General features: G+C 61.0%; 10 protein-coding genes and 1 tRNA gene. 4 read left to right on the top strand and 7 right to left on the bottom strand.

What is annotated here, in order from left to right; genetic code table 11:
- The first annotated feature begins 212 nt into the window (after window positions 1-212).
- Complete coding sequence (nagB, locus tag DW661_RS05680) at window positions 213-941, top strand: glucosamine-6-phosphate deaminase (RefSeq protein ID WP_055251013.1); 729 nt, start codon at window positions 213-215, stop codon at window positions 939-941.
- 447 nt (window positions 942-1,388) lie between these two features.
- Window positions 1,389-4,388 (top strand): BTAD domain-containing putative transcriptional regulator, encoded by a 3,000-nt coding sequence (locus tag DW661_RS05675; protein WP_118934942.1) that lies wholly within the window; start codon window positions 1,389-1,391, stop codon window positions 4,386-4,388.
- A gap of 69 nt (window positions 4,389-4,457) precedes the next feature.
- Here the strand turns inward: DW661_RS05675 and DW661_RS05670 are convergent, their stop codons facing one another.
- The 6 genes from DW661_RS05670 to DW661_RS05645 all read right to left on the bottom strand — a co-directional run bounded on the left by DW661_RS05670 (window position 4,458) and on the right by DW661_RS05645 (window position 11,847).
- Window positions 4,458-4,757, bottom strand: coding sequence for a YhbY family RNA-binding protein (locus tag DW661_RS05670; RefSeq protein ID WP_117786383.1), 300 nt, complete (start codon window positions 4,755-4,757; stop codon window positions 4,458-4,460).
- Between the two features lie 182 nt (window positions 4,758-4,939).
- Window positions 4,940-5,827 (bottom strand): methyltransferase domain-containing protein, encoded by an 888-nt coding sequence (locus DW661_RS05665; RefSeq protein ID WP_233540615.1) that lies wholly within the window; start codon window positions 5,825-5,827, stop codon window positions 4,940-4,942.
- Between the two features lie 318 nt (window positions 5,828-6,145).
- Window positions 6,146-7,510 (bottom strand): PFL family protein, encoded by a 1,365-nt coding sequence (locus tag DW661_RS05660; protein WP_118934940.1) that lies wholly within the window; start codon window positions 7,508-7,510, stop codon window positions 6,146-6,148.
- A gap of 108 nt (window positions 7,511-7,618) precedes the next feature.
- Window positions 7,619-10,177, bottom strand: a complete 2,559-nt coding sequence (locus DW661_RS05655; RefSeq protein WP_199575546.1) for a homocysteine S-methyltransferase family protein — start codon at window positions 10,175-10,177, stop codon at window positions 7,619-7,621.
- A gap of 9 nt (window positions 10,178-10,186) precedes the next feature.
- A complete protein-coding gene (locus tag DW661_RS05650; RefSeq protein WP_117786382.1) occupies window positions 10,187-10,975 on the bottom strand; it encodes a hypothetical protein in 789 nt (262 codons plus the stop codon).
- Window positions 10,975-11,847 (bottom strand): methylenetetrahydrofolate reductase, encoded by an 873-nt coding sequence (locus tag DW661_RS05645; protein ID WP_117786381.1) that lies wholly within the window; start codon window positions 11,845-11,847, stop codon window positions 10,975-10,977. The genes DW661_RS05650 and DW661_RS05645 overlap by 1 nt, the downstream gene beginning before the upstream one ends.
- 424 nt (window positions 11,848-12,271) lie before the next feature.
- Between DW661_RS05645 and DW661_RS05640 the strand changes: the two genes are divergently transcribed.
- Window positions 12,272-14,359, top strand: coding sequence for a glutamine synthetase III (locus DW661_RS05640; protein ID WP_118934938.1), 2,088 nt, complete (start codon window positions 12,272-12,274; stop codon window positions 14,357-14,359).
- A 448-nt stretch (window positions 14,360-14,807) separates the two neighbouring features.
- Here DW661_RS05640 and DW661_RS05635 read toward each other — a convergent pair.
- Window positions 14,808-14,884 (bottom strand) — tRNA-Glu (locus tag DW661_RS05635).
- A gap of 193 nt (window positions 14,885-15,077) precedes the next feature.
- Between DW661_RS05635 and DW661_RS05630 the strand changes: the two genes are divergently transcribed.
- The coding region (locus DW661_RS05630) for a helix-turn-helix domain-containing protein (RefSeq protein WP_147356423.1) at window positions 15,078-15,580 on the top strand (503 nt) is incomplete at its 3' end.

Below are 15,580 nucleotides of genomic sequence, written 5' to 3'. Positions count from 1 at the left end.
AGGACGCCCTCCGTGGCAAGATGGGGTTTGTCCGAAGCTAAAAGGCTTCGGGTCACCGTGGACGGGCAGGGGCCTCGACGCGGCTAGACACGAGACACATACATTACGCGACCTCGCCCTGGTGGCCGCACACGTTGGTTGCGGCCGACGCGGGCCGCGGGCAAGTGCTTGTAAGGGGAGCCTTGCCTCTCTTGTACGAGAAAGGACGCGTAATGAAGATCATTAAAGCTAAAGACTACGAGGATATGAGCCGCAAGGCCGCCAATATTATCTCGGCGCAGGTTATCCTCAAGCCCGACTGTGTGCTGGGCCTTGCCACTGGCTCCACCCCGATCGGTGCCTACAAGCAGCTCGCTGCTTGGTACGAGAAGGGCGACGTCGACTTTGCCGAGGTCAGCACCTACAACCTGGACGAGTATCGCGGCCTTTCGCACGACGATCCCCAGAGCTATCACTACTTTATGCGTGAGAACTTCTTCGATCACATCAACATCGACCTGAACAACACGCATGTGCCCGACGGTTCCAACCCCGACGCCGCCGCTGCCTGCTCTGAGTACGACAAGATCGTCGCCGCCGCCGGTTACCCGGATCTGCAGCTGCTCGGCATTGGCAACAACGGCCACATCGGCTTCAACGAGCCCGATGACCACTTCTCCAAGGGCACGCACTGCGTCGACCTCACCGAGAGCACCATTCAGGCCAACAGCCGCCTGTTCGACAGCATCGACGACGTTCCCCGTCAGGCCTACACCATGGGTACCCAGACCATCATGTATGCCCGCATGATCTTGGTCGTCGCCAACGGCGAGGCCAAGGCTCAGGCCGTGCATGACATGTGCTATGGTCCGGTTACGCCCGCGTGCCCGGCTTCGATCCTGCAGCTGCACACCAACTGCGTTGTCGTTGCCGACGAGGCCGCCCTTTCGCTCTGCGAGTAGCGCGAATCCTGCATCTCGACATAGCCTTGCCTAAGGCCTCCGCTTTGCGGGGGCCTTTTTGCTATCCCTTTCCGCCCGCTTGACCAAAATCTTGTCGCAAGCTTGACGAATGCCGGATGCCCAACAGCTTGATTCATTCCATACCAGATTCTATGCAAAAATGCCACTAAAAGGTCGTAGACGGTAGCGGGTGCTAGGCGAGTTGAATGACATGGCTGAACCTTGTTCATCTGCGTTACACTGCCGCTTAGATGGGACAAGCTGACAAGCCATTTACCTGCTTAAAGACCGATTAGTCGGGGGATTAATAACAATCGGCCCTCGCTGTACAAAAGCTTGCCGCTTGCGTACCAAAAGACAACCTAGAACACAAGGTCGCTCTATTCATGGCGCGGCTTGTATGGTCTTGCGGTTACAGTGTCCATACGGTCGAGTTGAGGAGCGGGCATGGTAAACGATTTGAGCAGTATAGACGACCTCGAGCTGATGCCGCTGGGCGGTGGCTATATGGTGCGACGCGAACGCTTGATGAATGAGCTTCTCGCCAAGGGCCGAAAGGCCGGCATCGTGGTTCTTTATGCGCCCGACGGGTTTGGGAAGACCTCGGTGCTGCTGCAGTACACCCATGAGGTTAAATGCGACCCGACGCGAGGCCCCGTGCGGATTATCGAGGCCGATCGCGCCATTGGGCGCGAGGTGTTTATGCAGCTCGAGGTGGTTACCGAAGAACTCAAAGACAAACCGCACTCCCTTATCGCGATTGATAATGTGCCAAACCTCGATCAGCACGATACCGAAGACCTTATCGACAGGATTCGCGGCCTGCGCGCTATGGGGGTAGGGGTCTTTATCTCCTGCCGTCCTTCAAATCGTCAACTGATTCATGGGCTGGGCGATTCGGTTAAGATCAATGCGCAGATGCTCAAGGTGCATGCCTATGAGTATTCGGCGTGGGCATCGGCGTTTTCGATCAGCACATCGCTCGACTTTTATCAGCTCACGCAGGGCGTGCCCGAGCTCGTTTCGGCATTGCAGACGGGTCTGTATGGCCAAGGCGACGTAGCCGGTCTGCTCGAAAACGAGATTGTCAACGTATATGGCGCGGCACTTGTCGATCTGGCTTCGCTCGACAATAATGCGCTGTTTTGCGTGGCATGTCTCATGATTTTGATGGGCGAGGGCAATATCGCAGAACTCGAGGCTTGCGGGGTGAGGCTGTCGATGGTCGACCAGTCCTACTTTGTACGCGACTACCCGATCTTTGGCTTGGACCCCGCCGAGCGGAGTTTTACGTGTCTGGGCACGGAGGATAACGGACGCTTGCGCTTGCGTAAGTTGGTGGCCGAGGTTCGCCCCGAACTTGTTCCGAGGGCGGCCCGGATTTTGCTTAAGGCGGGTAGATGCGATGCGGCGATGGGCCTGGCGGACGCCTTTTTGGACCGTGATGCGGTCCTTGAACTTGCTGGGCAGTATGGGGTCGATCTGGCTCTGACGGGGCACGGGGCCGATATCTGCCGAGCAGCGCTGGGCACGATCGATGCCGAGGATCCGGCTCCAGAGCCAACGCCTGCCGAGGCGCTTGGCGTATATCTGGCAGCGGTCAGCGTGTCCAATACAAAGCTCGCTCGCTATATGGCATCGGTCATCGAGCGCGGGGGCGAACGGGCGGCCTGCGAAATAGACCCTGTTTCATGGAGGGTGGCCCAGACACTGACGGCTGTTTGCTATGGGGACAACGGGCTTGGGCTTCCTACGAACCTGGCCGTGCCAGAAATCGAGACATCCCATACCGCACTCGATATGTTGTCCGCACATATCGAGGTCAAGCGCTGCCTGACCGAGCGGGGAGATGACGGCGGCGTTCTACAGCAGCTCAAAACGAGCAAGGCCTACGACTGTGAGCTCGACATCGCGGGGATTGTTATACGGGCCGATAGCATGCTGGTGGAGCTTTTTGACGGGTCGTTTGCGGGAACCGACGAGCGCGACGACGAGATGACGGTGGTGCGGGAGGCGCTCGACGTACGTGGGCTTAAGGCGATGGCTATCTGGGTGCGCATGGTGTTGGCGGCACGGCGGCTCCTTTCCGGCCTGCCGGTAACCGACGACGCGGCATTCAACGAGCTCGATCGTTTTGCCGTGCGCATGCGCGACAACCAGATTCAGCTGTTTGGCCTGTTGCTAGAAGGCTGGCAGTCGCTGGCAGAGGGACGGCCGGTTAATGCAAAGTTTCGTGCGGTCCAAGTGCTCAAACTTGCCGAGGAGTCGATTGCGTACATGCGCGATAACGCATTGCTGCTGGAGCGCGCGGCGTATCTGCGTAACACCTCGATGGTTTCGGTGCGCGAGGAAGCGGAGTTGCTCGATATAAGCCAGACGCAGGTTGGTGGAGCGGAGGCCTGGATGGTGGCGCTGCATTTGGCCTGTGCGGGCCGAGACAGCGATCTTGCGGCCTGGATGTCCATGAATCGTGCGGGGATTCTGGAGCCATCGTATCGGCTCTTTGCGCGCCTTGCCATGCATTGTCTGGGCGAGCCGGCGACCAGGATTCGCAAGAAGCTTCCCGTGCGCGAGTTATCGCGGTATTCGCTGCGCGACGATCTGGAAGGGGAGGGCGAGCGCCTGTTCCAGGCCGGCGAGGTTGAAGCCGTTGATACCATCGACCATATCGAGATTCGCATGTTTGGTGCGTTTCGCGCCGAGCGCGATGGGTTTCCCATCACGGACAAAATGTGGCGGCGCAAGAAGGCGGCGACACTTGCCGAGCGGCTTGCGCTGGGCATGGATGCGCTCGTCGATCGTGAGACGCTGGCCATGGAGCTGTGGCCCCATGCCGAGTTCAATAGCGCCCGCAACAACCTGTACTCGACTATATCGCGCTTGCGGTCGGCTTTGGGACCGACGCCGGATGGCAAGTCGTGTGTGCTCATCCAAAATGAATGCATCGGACTCAACGGCGACTACGTCAAGACCGATGTACGGCTGTTTGACCAGATAAGCCGCGAGGTTTTGGGAAATCGCACGGGTGCGCGCGGGCCCCATTTAGTTGAACTGTGCCTTAAGATTGAGCAGCTTTATGCCGGACCGCTGTATGTTCCCAATGGCTGTAACCCCACCTACTTTTTGCGTATGCGACGCATTATGCAGTCAAAGTACATCGATTGCATGATTAAGGGAGCAAATGCCGCTCTAGAAGAAAACGATCTGCAGTCGGCGATTTGGCTGGCGGAGTCGGGGCTTCGGCAGGAAACAGCGCGTGAGGATATGGTGCGCTGCGCCATGCGCGTCTACAGTGCGGCGGGGCGGCGGCGCGATATCGTCGAGCTGTACAGCGGGCATATGCACCATCTAAGGGAGCAGGTCAATGGCGTGCCCGAGCCCGAGACGCGGCGTCTGTACGAGCGCTTGGTGGAGGGGCGGCTCAATCGCGTGCTGGTCGAGCGATAAAAAACGGGCGCCCGAAGTACTTGGGCACCCGTAAGCTTGCTATGTGTTGGCTCGCCGGATCATTGGCTCTTAGACGAGCTTGATCTTCTCGATGTCCTTGCGCGAGGACTCGCGATACAGCGAGAACTTGCGGCCGATGACCTGGACGACCTCGGCGTGGCAGCGATCGGCGAGATCTTCGGCGGCCTCGCGGGCAGAAAGGCTGGAACCATCGAGTACGGAGCACTTAACGAGCTCGTGCTTCTCCAGGTAGGCGACCGTCTGCTCGACGGTGCCCTCGTTGATGTCGGACTTGCCGATGATGATGGCGGGGTTGAGGTGATGGGCCATGCTGCGAAGCTGCTTGACCTGGGCTCCTGTCAGTGCCATGGGTTCTCGCTTTCTATGTTATGGGGCGCCCCGCGATGGGGCCTTAATCTACGTGAGCTGTCCCACGATAGCGCAGGAACGGCGCGGTGTGGGGCGTGTTTGCCCAGTTCAAAAAGAATGCGGATGCCGAGCGGGAGAACGGCGCGGGTTACAGGCGGACGTGTACGACGGCCGAAAGCGGTCTATGGACGGCTCGAAGAGACCGGCTCCCATGCAATAAACGCCCAACGGACCTTGCGGATATGGTCGAGCATATAGCGTCCCTGCGGCACTCCTTTGGACCCCGGCTCGCCAGCACGGGGATTCTCAATCATATGCTGAGCGACGTAGTCGCGCAGACGGTCGATCTTATCCTCGTTACCGTGCTCGAGCATGCGGGAGAAGTCCGCCACGCCCGCCTCAAGGCTATCGAAAGTATCGCGACGGGGCGATTCGAAGTATGTAACCTGCGGCAGCGCCCCCATCTGAATGAGGATATTAAAGGCATACACAAAGCCATTACTGCAGGTAACCGAGGCACCGATGGCGTTCATCAGGTGCAGGTCATAGCGCGGGCTGGAGTTGGCGACCATCGTGACAGCACAACGCCGACGAGCCGTTCGATCAAGCTTGGCAAGCGCGCCTTTTAGGTTGGTCGTGGTGACAGAACGACTGGCAAAGGCAACATCTACCGCTTTCGCGACCGGTCCAACCAAATCCCAGTCATCATCCCAAGCAAGTTCAAGCGGTGTAATGCGATCCTCGAGTCCATAGTACTCAATGCCAGCATCAAGCGTGCCCAACATAGCAGGGGAAAAGTCAGCAGCAATCACAGGATGCCCAGCCTGAGCAAGCGGAATGGCAATCGACCCAGCCCCACACCCCATATCAAGCACCGACTCGCCAGGCTTTAACGCCAACAGCTTTATAAAATCCCGGGCATACGGAGCAGTCTCAAGCGGCCGAAAATGCCGAGCCCGCTTATCCCACTCAAAAGAATCATCAGCCCGCCGCCGACCAGCCTGCAGGCGCATCCATTCGCCATTCCAATCAGCAGAAAGAAGCTCAGAGCGAATCAAATCATCAGCCACGGGCCATCCCCCTCACAACAAAAAAGCGACTCCTCCCAAAAGAAGAGCCGCAACCAGCATATATCAGAAAGAACCGATCCAACGCCAAACCGCCGTATCAACCATGTGGTGCAGGAGCGAAGCAACTGCAACATGGGACAGAACTCAGCCAAGGTTGAGATGTGCGGGAACCCCGGGAAGGGCAAATATATAAGGTCGATCGCGAGTTCCGCACGAGCCGGAGAGCACTTAATGTGCTCTCCGTGCGAGTCAGGACTGTCCGAGCAGGCGACCTTATATATTTGCCCTTCCCGGGGTTCCTCGCCTCGTATCCCTGGGCTAGTTCTTGAGCGAGTTCAGCGGTGCCGGGAAGCGTCCACCACGGTGGGCAAGCACGGTGCCGGCGTTGGGGTTCACCGGCATGATGGGCGCACGGCCGAACAGGCCGCCGTACTCGACGCAGTCGCCCACGCCCTTGCCGATGGCGGGAATCACGCGGACGGCCGTGGTCTTGTTGTTGATGACGCCGATAGCCATCTCGTCGGCGATGATGCCGGCGATGGTCTCGACCGGGGTGTCGCCGGGGATGGCGATCATGTCCAGGCCAACGGAGCACACGCAGGTCATGGCCTCGAGCTTCTCGAGCGAAAGTGCACCGGCCTCGACGGCGGCGATCATGCCGGCGTCCTCGGATACGGGGATAAAGGCGCCGGAGAGACCGCCCACGCTGGAGCTGGCCATGACGCCGCCCTTCTTGACGGCATCGTTGAGCATGGCGAGCGCGCAGGTCGTGCCCGGGCCACCACAGGTGCCCACGCCGATGATCTCGAGGATGCGTGCGACGGAGTCGCCGATGGCAGGCGTGGGAGCCAGCGACAGGTCGACAATGCCCTTCTCGACACCCAGGCGATGGGCGGCCTCGCGGCTCATGAGCTCACCGGCACGGGTGATCTTAAAGGCGGTCTGCTTAATCTTCTCGGCGACTTCCATCATCGATGCGGAATCGGGCAGCGTCTCCAGGGCTGCGGCCATAACGCCGGGGCCCGAGACGCCTACGTTGATGACGGCGTCGGCCTCGCCACCGCCGTGGACGGCGCCCGCCATAAACGGGGAGTCCTCGACCATGTTGGCAAAGCAGACAAACTTGGAAGCGCCGACGGAATCCTGGTCGGCCGTGAGTTTAGCGGCATCGATGATGGTCTGGGCGGCCATAAGCACGGCGTTCATGTTGATGCCGGCGCGCAGGCTAGCGACGTTGACACTGGAGCAGACTCGGCTCGTGGTAGCGAGCGCCTGGGGGATGGACTGGATGACGCGGCGATCGGCGTCGCCGATGCCCTTCTGGACGAGTGCGGAGAAGCCACCCAGGTAATCGATGCCGAGCGTCTCTGCCGCGCGGTCGAGGGCATGCGCGATGGGGGTGAGGTCCTCATCCTTGCAGCACGCGGCGATCTGCGCCACCGGGGTGACGGAGACGCGCTTGTTGACGATGGGGATACCGTACTCGCGCTCGAGGTTCTCGGCGGTCTCGACCAGATGCTCAGCCGTGTGCGTCACGTGGTCGTAGATCTTCGTGCACATGCGGTCGAGGTTCTCGTCACCGCAACCCATGAGCGAAACACCCATGGTGATGGTCCTGATGTCGAGGTTCTGCTCCTCAACCATGCCGCGGGTTTCCGCGATTTCTGCGGGCGTGATCGCCATCCTTGCGCTCCTATCTGCCAAAACGAGCATAGTCTTTTCTATTCTAACGTGCCGCACGTGCCAAGTGGCGCGTGCGGCACGTTTTGGTGCTTGGTTGTTTCCGTTGTGTTACTGCCCAAAGACCTCTTCGGCGATACGAGCGCTCTCGGCGGCGTCCTTGGCGTAGTAGTCCGCGCCGATCTGCTTGGCGTATTCGGGGGTGAGTACGGCGCCGCCTACGATGATCTTGACGCCCGGCACCTCGGCATGAAGCAGCTTGATGGTCTCTTCCATGGCCACGACGGTGGTAGTCATAAGCGCCGAGAGGCCGACGAGCTTGATGTCACGCTCCCGTACGGTCTTGAGCACCTCTTGCGGATCGACGTCGCGGCCAAGGTCAAAGACGGTGTAGCCGTAGTTATCGAGCAGCATCTTGACGATGTTCTTACCGATGTCGTGGATATCGCCCTTGACGGTGGCCACGCAGATCTTGCCCTTGTCGGCAATCTCGTCGGCGGGCATCAGGCGCTTGATGGTGTCAAAACCCATGCGTGCCGCCTCTGCCGATGCCATAAGCTGCGGCAAGAAGAACTTTCCCTGGTCAAAGAGGACGCCGACCTCGTCGAGGGCGGGGATAAAGTGGTTATTGATGAGGTCCATGGCGTCGTGGTCGGCCAGCAGGCGCTCGGTCTCGGCCGCGATCTCGCCCTTGCGGCCCGAGACGACCATGCGACGGATGGGGTCGTCGTTGCCGTCGGTGCCGGAGGCGCCGGCAGCGGGCGCGGCGTCGCTCGAGGCGGCCTGGGCGGCTGCCGGGTTTGCGGCGATCTTATAGGGATCGGTCCAGCCGGCGTAGCGCTCGATGTATCCGGTCGAGCCCTCGTCCTCAACGCTCAGCACGCGATAGCTGTAGACGGTGTCCATAAAGCGCTTGGAACCCGGGTTCATGATGGGGGCGTCCAGGCCCGCGCCGAAGGCGGCGGCCAAAAAGACCGAGCCCAGCAGCGGGCGGGCGGGCAAGCCAAAGCTGATATTCGACACGCCAAGCGCGCATTTGACGCCCAGATGCTCCTTGCACAGGGACATGGCGCGCAGGATCTGTTCGGCTTGGCGTTGATTGGTCGAGGCGGTCATGACCAGGCAGTCGATGAGGATGCGGTCCGGGCCGATGCCGTAGCGGGCGGCCTCGGCCACGATGCGCTCGGCGATGGCGAAGCGAGCCTCGGCGGTATCGGGGATGCCGCCTTCGTCGAGCGTGAGGCCGACGACGTTGGTTCCATAGTGGGCGACCAGCGGAAAGATCTCATCCATGATCTGCTGCTTGCCGTTGACCGAGTTGATGATGGGCTTGCCGGCGTAGCGGCGTACGGCGGCCTCGACAGCGGCGGGATCGGTGGAGTCGATCTGCAGCGGCAGGAGCGTGGAGCCCTGGAGCTGCTCGGTGGCCTGCTGGATAATCTTGACCTCGTCGATCTCGGGCAGGCCCACGTTAACGTCCAGGATATCGGCGCCCTGTTCTTGCTGGCTGATGCCCTGACTTACGACGTAGTCCAGATCGCCGTCGCGCAGGGCCTGCTGCAGGCGCTTTTTGCCGGTGGGATTGATGCGCTCGCCGATGACGGCGATCTTGTGGCCGTCGCAGGGAAGGTCCACGACCGTCTGGGCGCTTGTGACCGACATGCTGGGCTTGCGGTGGCGCGGGCTGGGCGTGTGGTTGACGATGAGGGTGCGAAGTGCCGCCATGTGCGTCGGCGTGGTGCCGCAGCAGCCGCCCACGACGCTCACGCCGTCCTCAATCATGCCGGCGACGGCCTCGGCGTATTCGGGTGCCTGGATATCAAAGACGGTATTGCCGTCATCGTCCACGCGGGGCAGTCCCGCATTGGCCTGCACCATAACGGGCTTGTCCGTAACGGTGAGCATACGCGCGGCGAGTTCTCGGAGCTCGGCCGGGCCCTGGCTGCAGTTGATGCCCAGGACATCGGCGCCGATGGCATCGAGCGTGATGGCGGCAACCTCGGGACTCGTGCCCAGGAAGGTGCGACCGTCTTCCTCAAAGGTCATGGTGGCAAAGACGGGCAGGTCGGAGTTCTCGCGGCAGGCGAGGACGGCCGCCTTGATCTCGGCAAGGTCGGTCATGGTCTCTATAATAAAGAGGTCCACACCCGCGGCGACGCCGGCGCGCACTTCCTCGGCAAAGAGGTCATAGGCCTCGTCGAAGCTGAGGGTACCCAAGGGGCGAAGCAGCGCGCCGATGGGGCCGATATCGCCGGCGACGTAGTGGGCGCCGGCCGCGCGGGCGCAGGTGACTGCCGCGGCAAAGACGTCTGCCACGGTGGCGGCGCCGTCGAGCTTGTGGGCGTTGGCGCCAAAGGTGTTGGCGGTGATCACGTCACAGCCAGCCTCGACGTACTGACGCTGAATATCGGTGATGACCTGGGGCTCCTCAAAGTTGAGCAGTTCGGGCAGGGCGCCGGCCTTCATGCCGGCCGCCTGCAGCATGGTGCCCATGCCGCCGTCGAACAGCAGGTGTCCCGTGCCCTCGATGGCGGCGCGCAGGCGGTCATCCTTAATGCGAAGGTCGTCGATCGTGCGCGTCTTGTATGCATCGCCGCTGCGGCGGGCAGCATCAACGGGTGCCGCCAGCGCGGCACCGTCCAGATCATGAGTGATAAGCGGAGTAAACATCGGGGGCTCCTAATGGCTGGAATAGCAGGTGGTGTGGGCGGCGCGGAAGCGGCAGTGCTCGCGCATGCGGCAGATATTGCAGGTGGGGCGGCTCTGGGCGTCGTGGACTTCGCCGTCAAACAGGCCGATCACCGCGGTCACGCTCTTGGTGGGCATGAGCAGGCTGGTGGGGGTGACGGTAAGTCCAATGAGGCGCGTGGCGTTGAGTGCAGCCACGATCGAGCGCTGGGCCGAGAGCGGACAGTCGCCATAGCCGGGACTGAAGCGCCAGTTACCGGCGAGTCCGTGTGCAGCGGCCGCAGCCTTGACTTGCTGGTCCATTTGCTCGACGGCGGCCTCCACGTAGGCGGAGCATGCGGCGTCGAGCACGGCTCCCTCTAGGGGCTGCTGAGCTCCCGTGGTGCGCAGACGGCGTTCGGCGTCCATGCCGAGGGTGCATGCCATGAGTGCGGCAAAGCGGGCGTCTTTGAGGTGGCGATAGATATCGCGACCGCGCAGTTCAACGTTGGTGCCGACTAAGCGAATGCAGGGCTCGCCCTGTTCATCGACGCCCGTGGCATCGATGGCAAATATGCGGCGCACGCCACGGGGCTCAATGTCCAGCTCCAGACGCTCAACGACAAGCTCAATACGCTGCGCTAGCTCGGGCTCAATCTGCTGGCCGCCGTAGCCCAGATACCGCAGCATCTCGGCACGGTCGACACGAGGATGGTGGGCAGCGTCGATACGGTAAAGCGCCGGCGACGCAAGGTCGGCCGGCACTTTAACAACGGTTGTATCGATGTGCGGTTTTTCCATTACCCCAGACGCTCCATAATGGTCGCGGCGATTGCAGGACGGTTCATAGTGTACAGGTGCAGACCGTCGGCGCCGTGCTCCTTGAGGTCGCAAAGCTGGCGGGCGGCATAATCTACACCGGCTGCCTGCAGGCTCTCGGGGTCGTTCTCGTATTTGGCGAGGATCTTGATGACGGGGGAGGGCAGCGACGCGCCGCACATAAAGACCATGCGGCTGATCTGCGACTTGCCCATAAACGGCATGATGCCCGCGGTAATAGGCACGGTGATGCCGGCCTTGTCGGCAAGCTCGCGGAAGCGATAGAAGCACTCGTTATCAAAGAAGAGCTGCGTCACAAAGAAGCTCGCGCCGGCGTCTTGCTTTTGCTTGAGGTGCTCGACCGAGAGGTTGAGATCCTCGCAGGCAATGTGGCCCTCGGGGTAGGCTGCGGCGCCCACGCAAAAGCCGGCGTCGACGAGCTCGGGGATGAGGTCACGGGCGTAGGCGTAGTCGGAGGCGGGCTTGTCGTCCTCGGTCGCGCCAGCGGGCAGGTCGCCGCGCAGGGCCAGGATGTTTTCAACGCCGGCCGAGCGATACTCGTCAATCTTGGCGGCGATATCGGCATGTGTGCGGCCAACGCAGGTGAGGTGCGCTACCGAGGGCGTATCGAATTCGCTCGTAATCATATGTGCGATGGGGGCGGTGGTGGCACCGTTACCCGAGCCGCCAGCGGAACAAGTGACCGAGACAAAGCTCGGTGAAAGCTTGCACAGGTTGCCTGCCACCTCGCGAGCCGTATCGAGGGTAAGCTCACCCTTGGGCGGGAACATCTCAAACGAAACGGACGTGGTGCCCTGGGATGCTGCCTGCTTAAAAACCTCGTCGACGCGCATATCGTGCTCCTTTAGATGCCTGGGTGCGATGTGTTGTAAGGATTCTACAGCACCGCTGTGCCACGGTGGAGTTTTACTCGCGATTTAGGGATACCAATCAAAGATGCCTTGCTATCGGCATTGCCTATAGCAGAGCGGTCAATGTAGGAAAGGGCTATATTGAATGGTATCTGATGCGAAATACCAGTTAAGAAAGCCCTGTCCCAAATTGACTGCCCTTAAATCATGGGGAGAGGTCTGCAATTTATACAGTTGATTGGCCATTAAGGGCGGCAGTGCCGCTGTGATGCGGTAACCTCATTGATTGGTTTCGCGACAGCAACATAACGGTAATGTCGCGGAAACACGGCGAGTCTAAGCTATGACTCGTTCGTTAGTAATCAACACCGCATCTCACGCGGTGCCGATACGAAGGGAGTTCCGTATGGCCGATCTTACTGACCGCTTCGGGACCATGGTGTTCTCTGAGGAAGTCATGAAGGACTACCTCCCCAAGGACATTTGGAAGCGCCTTGCTGCAACCCTCGAGGACGGTGAGCCGCTCGACCTGGATGTGGCCAACGCCGTTGCCCACGCCATGAAGGTCTGGGCCATCTCCAAGGGCGCCACGCACTACGCGCACTGGTTCCAGCCGCTTTCGGGCATTACTTCCGAGAAGCACGACAGCTTCCTCGAGCCCAACCACGACGGCACCGCCATTACCAAGTTTACGGGCAAGAACCTCATCCAGGGCGAGCCCGATGCCTCCAGCTTCCCCAACGGCGGTCTGCGTGCCACCTTCGAGGCCCGTGGCTACACCGCCTGGGATCCCACCAGCCCTGCTTTTATCAAGGACGACGTCCTGTGCATCCCCACGGCTTTCTGCTCCTACACGGGCGAGGCCCTGGACAAGAAGACCCCGCTGCTGCGCTCCATGACCGCGCTCTCGCGTGAGTCCAAGCGTGTACTGGCACTCTTTGGCAAGACCCCCAAGAAGGTCGTTCCTTCCGTGGGTGACGAGCAGGAGTACTTCCTGATCAAGAAGGATGCCTACCGCAAGCGCAAGGACCTGGTCATCACCGGCCGCACGCTCTTTGGCGCCGCTCCCTGCAAGGGCCAGGAGCTCGAGGAGCACTACTTTGGCGCAATCCGCCCCACCGTCTCGTCCTATATGAAGGACCTGGACAACGAGCTGTGGGCGCTCGGCATCCCCGCCAAGACTAAGCACAACGAGGTTGCCCCCTGCCAGCATGAGCTCGCCCCCGTCTATGGCGAGGTCAACGAGGCCATCGACCAGAACCTGGTCATGATGGAGAAGATGAAGCTCATCGCCTCCCGCCACGATCTGGTCTGCCTGCTGCATGAGAAGCCGTTCGAGGGCATCAACGGTTCGGGCAAGCACAACAACTGGTCGCTCGGCACCGAGTCCGAGAACCTGCTCGATCCGGGCGACACCCCGCTCGACAACCTGCAGTTCATCGTCTTCCTCACCGCGGTGATCGAGGCCGTCGACAACTATCAGGAGCTCCTGCGCGCTTCCGTCGCTTCGGCCGGCAATGACCACCGTCTGGGCGCCAACGAGGCTCCTCCGGCGATTATGTCCATCTTCCTGGGCGACCAGCTTACCGAGGTCGTCGAGAAGATCATCGACGGCAAGGCTTCCGTCCACGCCACGCGCGGCGTGCTCGACCTGGGCGCCGACACCCTGCCCAAGCTGATGCAGGACAACACCGACCGCAACCGCACCTCCCCGTTCGCTTTCACCGGCAACAAGTTTGAGTTCCGTGCCTGCGGCTCCGAGCAGAACGTCTCCGACTCCAACCTGGTGCTCGATGCTGCCGTGGCCAAGTCGCTCAAGTCCTTTGCCGATGCACTTGAGGGCACGCCCGAGGACAAATTCCAGGACGCTGCGCTCGAGTACTGCAAGAAGGTCCTGACCGATCACCAGCGCATCCTGTTCTCCGGCGACGGCTACTCCGACGCGTGGCCCGTCGAGGCCGAGAAGCGCGGCCTTGCCAACAACAAGACCACGGCCGACGCACTGCCTGCCTTTGTTTCCGATAAGGCCATCGCGCTCTTTGAGGAGACGGGTGTCCTGACCAAGGCCGAGGCCCAGTGCCGCTATGACTGCAAGCTCGAGAAGTACAACAAGCTCATGAACATCGAGGCTACCACGATGGTTCGCGAGGCGCGTCGTACCTATCGCCCGGTCATTACCGCCTATGCCACCAAGGTCGCTAAGGGCCTTGAGGCTATCCGTGCCGCCGGCGCCGATGCTGCCATGCAGTGCGAGCAGAACACGCTCAACAAGCTCTGCAACGGCATCACCGCCATCAACGACTCCATCAAGGCGCTCGACGCCGTACATCAGAAGGCCGAGGCTCTCGATGGCCAGGAGCAGGCCAACGTGTACGCGCACGAGGTCGTTCCCGCTATGGATACGCTGCGTGCCGCCGTGGACGCCATGGAGGAGATCGTGGCCGCCGACTACTGGCCGGTCCCGACCTACGACGACATCCTGTTCTACGTGTAGAGCGTAACTGACATATCGTCACGGTATTGAGCCGGGGTCCGCATCGCGCGGGCCCCGGCTATTTGTTTGCGAAGGACGCTTTGGATCCCGCTTTGCAACTGATTCGCCCACACAATAAGGGGTCGTGGGCAAAAAACGTCAAATATGAGTACTGTCACAAGCCCTGTAGCATTATCTTTTTGCAAAATATGCAGTGTTACGCAACATATGTCCAAGTACTTAGCTGATAAATGCCTGCAATTCCTCCGCCGTAGGACGCCTTGTGTCCAAATCGCCTTCTGATGGCATGAAATCGCTGTTACTAAATTGGTAACAGTACTCATATTTGCTATTTTTTGTCCACGGGCCCTTGGATGACAGTGTGATTTTATGCCTTCGGGGTTCGAATCCCGGCGTATGGGTAGCAAAAAGCCCGCTACCGAATTGGTAACGGGCTTCACAGATTCTGTGGTGCCCCCAGCGGGATTCGAACCCGCGATATCCACCTTGAAAGGGTGGCGTCCTTGGCCGCTAGACGATGGGGACAGCGGGAAAGAGTATAGCAGACTTTTTTGCCGGCGCGTATATCGTTGGCAAACTGGAAAACCACCACAAAGGTACCCTTGATTGGCAACTTCATCCGAACACCTCCCATATTCATCCGTACATGTACGGATGAATATGGGAATCCGATACCCTGAGGGCCGGACCGGCCGGCCCCGGGAGATCGGAGGACGGCATGTCCGGAAAGAGGAAGAAGGGGGCCGGGAAGGCGGCCCCGAGGGCCTACGGCAGGCTCACCAGGCACGAGCGGGACACGGTCCAGAGGATGCTGGAGCGAGGGGCCTCGTGCAGGCAGATCGCGAGGGAGCTGGGCAGGTCGCCCTCGACGGTGTGCTCGGAGGTGGCGTCGCACAGGTTCGTGACCGCGCCGAGGGAGAGGCGCGGCGAGCGCGTGGACGCCTCCGCCGACCTGTCTGCGGCATGCCCGCGCCTGGCCGCGTGGCCGCGCTGCTGCAACGGGTGCGGGCGGTACCGTGCGGTCGGCTGCAAGCGCCGCCCGCACGTCTTCTACGACGCCCGCGCCGCGCAGCTGTGCGCGGACTCGGTCCTCGTCTCGTCAAGGCGCGGGATAGACGCCGACGAGCCCGCCGCGGCCGAGGCGCTCGCCCTCATCCGCGACGGCCTGGGCCGGGGGCTCTCGCCCGAGCAGATGGCGGCGCGCAACGGCGGCCCGGTGGA

It is taken from the genome of Collinsella sp. AM24-1, assembly GCF_003470325.1.
Lineage (GTDB): Bacteria > Actinomycetota > Coriobacteriia > Coriobacteriales > Coriobacteriaceae > Collinsella.
This window is presented reverse-complemented; position numbering and strand designations above follow the sequence as displayed.

Excerpts from the sequence above, each read along its gene's own strand:
- nagB (WP_055251013.1), top strand. The coding sequence starts at position 213 with ATGAAGATCATTAAAGCTAAAGACTACGAGGATATGAGCCGCAAGGCC.
- DW661_RS05675 (WP_118934942.1), top strand. The coding sequence starts at position 1,389 with ATGGTAAACGATTTGAGCAGTATAGACGACCTCGAGCTGATGCCGCTG.
- DW661_RS05670 (WP_117786383.1), bottom strand. The coding sequence starts at position 4,757 with ATGGCACTGACAGGAGCCCAGGTCAAGCAGCTTCGCAGCATGGCCCAT.
- DW661_RS05660 (WP_118934940.1), bottom strand. The coding sequence starts at position 7,510 with ATGGCGATCACGCCCGCAGAAATCGCGGAAACCCGCGGCATGGTTGAG.
- DW661_RS05655 (WP_199575546.1), bottom strand. The coding sequence starts at position 10,177 with ATGTTTACTCCGCTTATCACTCATGATCTGGACGGTGCCGCGCTGGCG.
- DW661_RS05650 (WP_117786382.1), bottom strand. The coding sequence starts at position 10,975 with ATGGAAAAACCGCACATCGATACAACCGTTGTTAAAGTGCCGGCCGAC.
- DW661_RS05645 (WP_117786381.1), bottom strand. The coding sequence starts at position 11,847 with ATGCGCGTCGACGAGGTTTTTAAGCAGGCAGCATCCCAGGGCACCACG.
- DW661_RS05640 (WP_118934938.1), top strand. The coding sequence starts at position 12,272 with ATGGCCGATCTTACTGACCGCTTCGGGACCATGGTGTTCTCTGAGGAA.